Raw genomic sequence first — 3370 nt, 5'->3', positions numbered from 1 at the left:
CCGGAGGCGGAGGTCGTCGAGCCGGTCGACGTGCGCAAGCCGCTCTCGCTGACCGTTGCGGGCTTCGCCGCGCTGCTCGGGGTGGGCCTGGTGCTCGGCGCCCAGACCGCCGGGCCGGGGCACCGGCTGCCCTTCGCCTTCATCGTCTTCGGCGTGCAGCTGCTCTTCGTCCTCGCCTGGACGATGGCCATGCGCCCGCCCGCCCTGCTCCTGGTCGCGGTGGTCAGCGCCGCCGTCGCCGGCGCGGCGGACGTCGCCGCGGTGCAGTCGGACATCGCCGCCCTCGCGCCGCTCGGCTACGTCGCGGCGGGCGGCTTCCTGCTCGGCGTACTCGGTCAGCTCGTCCGCCGGGTGGACCGGATCCGGGTCACCGACTCGCTCGGCACCACCCTGCTCATCGTGGTCGGGGTGGTCGCGTTCGCCACCCTGATCACGCTCAGCCGGATCCCGGCCGGCACCCAGGCGATCACCGTCTGCCTGGCCGCCACCGGGGTCGCGCTCACCGTCGCCCGGCTCACCGACGCCGTACTGCCCTGGCCGCGGCTCGCCCCGCAGGTGCCGCGGGGCGCGGCGGCGTGGTGGCCGGGGCGATGATCGGCACCCTGACCAGCGCGGTGCTCGGCAGCTACCTGGTCGGCTTCACCCCGACCAGCGCCGCGCTGATCGGCCTGGTCACCGCCGCCACCGCCGTGCTGGCCGACCTCGCCGTCGGGTACGCCGAGGCGGGCCGCCTGATGGCCGGCGAGCCGCCCACATTGTGGATCGCCCGGCACATGCAGGGTCCGCTCGGCGGGTTCGCGCTCGCCGCGCCGGCCGCGTACGCCATGTGCGTGCTGTTCCTCTGACCTACGGTTGAGCGTCACGCCGCTCGGGTACCAACGGTGCGCCGCACCGGTGGCGCGGTGGACACGGACGTCGCGGGACAGCGACGACGACGGACGAGGAGGCGGCGTGGCAGAGGCGTACCCCGCGTACGAGGAGCGTCCCCGGCGGCGGGGGCGCAAGGTGCTGGTCACGCTGGTCGTCCTTGCGCTGCTCCTGGTCGGGCTGCTGGTCGTGGCCGACCGGGTGGCGGCCGGGGTGGCCGAGCGCGCCATCGCCGACCAGGTGAAGCAGGAGGTCGCCAAGCAGGACGCCCAGTCCGCCCCGCCCAAGGTCGACGTCGGCGGCTTCCCGTTCCTGACCCAGGTGCTCGACGGCCGCTACGAGCGGATCTCCATCGTGCTGACCGACGTCCGGGGTTCGGTCGAGGGCAACGCGGTCAGCGTGCCCCGGTTGGACGTGGACGCCCGGAACGTGCGGGCCTCGCTGGACACCCTCCGCTCCGGCAGCGGCGACGTGGTCGCCGAGAAGGTCAACGGCACCGGCACCATCACCTACGACAGCCTGGCCGCCCTGCTGGACCGCCCCGGTCTGAAGCTCGGCGAGCAGAACGGCAAGCTCGCCGTGACCGCCCCGGTGGACATCCTCGGGCAGAAGCTCACCGTCACCGGCACCGCCGACGTGACCGTGGCCGAGGGCAACAAGGTCGCGCTGCGCTTCAACGACCTGACCGCCGAGGGGCTGCCGGCGGTGCCGCTGGCCCGGACGCTGCTGAGCAACTACGCCAAGGGCATCTCGATCGACGTGCCCCTGCCCGAGCTGCCGTTCCAGCTCAACGTCCGCAAGGTCGAGCCCAGGCCGGAGGGCCTGGTGGTGACCGCCGACGCGGCGAACGTACCGATCAACTCGGCCCGCTGACCGGGCAACCGCACGACGGCCCGGCCGCCCGGTCGGGCCGTCGTCGTGTCCCGCATGCTGGTCGGACCGGTGGCGCTCTCCGGGACGGCTGCTAGGCTCCCTGCTCATGGGGACGCACCTCACCAAACGGCGCGCGGTCGACCTGTGCCGCGTGGCCACCTGCCTGTGTCGCTCCGTCATCTGACGGCGGGGCTGTCTCCGGCCGCCTAGCGGCCAACCGGCTTCAGGGTCTCTCCACCCTCCGGTGCTCTCTCCCACCGCACGCCCGGCAGCGGCGCCGTCGCACGAACCCGTGATCCGTTCCTCTATGGGTCCCGCGCGTGGTGCGACAATCACCGATTTCGATCCCGCGCAGGCTCACCATCCATCCTCACCAGGGAGTGATTCGATGAGTCGCGACACCGCACTCGTCTCGGCCGAGTGGGCCGAGAAGAACATCGACGCCCCGGGCGTCGTCTTCGTCGAGGTCGACGAGGACACCTCGGCGTACGACACCGGCCACATCGCCGGCGCGATCAAGCTGGACTGGCGGACCGACCTGCAGGACCCGGTCCGTCGGGACTTCGTCAACAAGACCCAGTTCGAGGCGCTGCTCTCCGAGCGGGGCATCGCCAACGACGACACCGTGATCCTCTACGGCGGCAACAACAACTGGTTCGCCGCGTACGCCTACTGGTACTTCAAGCTCTACGGCCACCGCGACGTCAAGCTGCTCGACGGCGGCCGCAAGAAGTGGGAGCTGGACGCCCGCCCGCTGGTCGCCGACCCGGTGACCCGCCCCCGCACCCAGTACGTCGCGCAGGAGCCGGACGCCTCGATCCGCGCCTTCCGCGACGAGGTGGTCGACGCCATCGGCACCAAGAACCTGGTCGACGTGCGCAGCCCGGACGAGTACGCCGGCCGGCTGCTCGCCCCCGCCCACCTGCCGCAGGAGCAGGCGCAGCGGGCCGGCCACGTGCCCACCGCGATCAGCGTGCCGTGGTCGAAGGCGGCCAATGAGGACGGCACCTTCAAGTCCGACGACGAGCTGCGCCGGATCTACGCCGACGCCGGGCTGGACGACGGCAAGGAGACCATCGCCTACTGCCGGATCGGTGAGCGCTCCTCGCACACCTGGTTCGTGCTCCAGGAGCTGCTCGGCCACCGCAACGTGAAGAACTACGACGGATCCTGGACCGAGTACGGCTCGCTGGTCGGCGTGCCGGTGGCGCTCGGCGACGAGCCCGGGGAGGCCTGAGATGACTGCACCCACCGCCGCGGGTTGCGCCGCCCCCGACCAGGCCGCGCCGCTGCCGGCCAGCCTGGACCTGGAGAAGGAAACCGTCATCACCGGTGTGGTCCGCTCCGACGCGGGCGAGATCGTGCCGGGCGCGTACGTCCGGCTGCTCGACTCGACCGGTGAGTTCACCGCCGAGGTGGTCACCTCCCCGGCCGGGCAGTTCCGGTTCTTCGCCGCGCCGGGCAGCTGGACGCTGCGGGCGCTGTCCCGGCACGGCAACGGCGACACCGCCGTGACCGCCGGACGGGGCATCAACGAGGTCTTCGTGACCGTCGCCTGACCCACGATCGATGTACAGCTACGTACGTCTGAGCATCGATCGATGTCAGCTACGTACGTCTGAGCATCGAT

General features: G+C 72.0%; 4 protein-coding genes and 1 pseudogene. All 5 read left to right on the top strand.

Features of this window, described 5'->3' with window-relative positions:
- A pseudogene (locus JNW89_RS31825) lies at nucleotides 1–845 on the top strand (hypothetical protein); the annotation flags it as partial.
- A gap of 106 nt (nucleotides 846–951) precedes the next feature.
- On the top strand, nucleotides 952–1740 hold the full coding sequence (locus JNW89_RS31820) for a DUF2993 domain-containing protein (RefSeq protein WP_238451874.1): 789 nt from the start codon (nucleotides 952–954) through the stop codon (nucleotides 1738–1740).
- 106 nt (nucleotides 1741–1846) lie between these two features.
- On the top strand, nucleotides 1847–1924 hold the full coding sequence (locus tag JNW89_RS39265; protein WP_323135737.1) for an Ms5788A family Cys-rich leader peptide: 78 nt from the start codon (nucleotides 1847–1849) through the stop codon (nucleotides 1922–1924).
- 204 nt (nucleotides 1925–2128) lie between these two features.
- Complete coding sequence (locus JNW89_RS31815; protein ID WP_088960076.1) at nucleotides 2129–2977, top strand: sulfurtransferase; 849 nt, start codon at nucleotides 2129–2131, stop codon at nucleotides 2975–2977.
- Nucleotide 2978: 1 nt separating this feature from the next.
- On the top strand, nucleotides 2979–3299 hold the full coding sequence (locus JNW89_RS31810; protein WP_238451873.1) for a DUF1416 domain-containing protein: 321 nt from the start codon (nucleotides 2979–2981) through the stop codon (nucleotides 3297–3299).
- The last annotated feature ends 71 nt before the right edge of the window (nucleotides 3300–3370 follow it).

The sequence above is a fragment of the Micromonospora sp. 4G55 genome (assembly GCF_016803375.1).
Note: the sequence above shows the minus strand (reverse complement) of the source record. Positions and strands in the feature narration are given on the sequence as shown.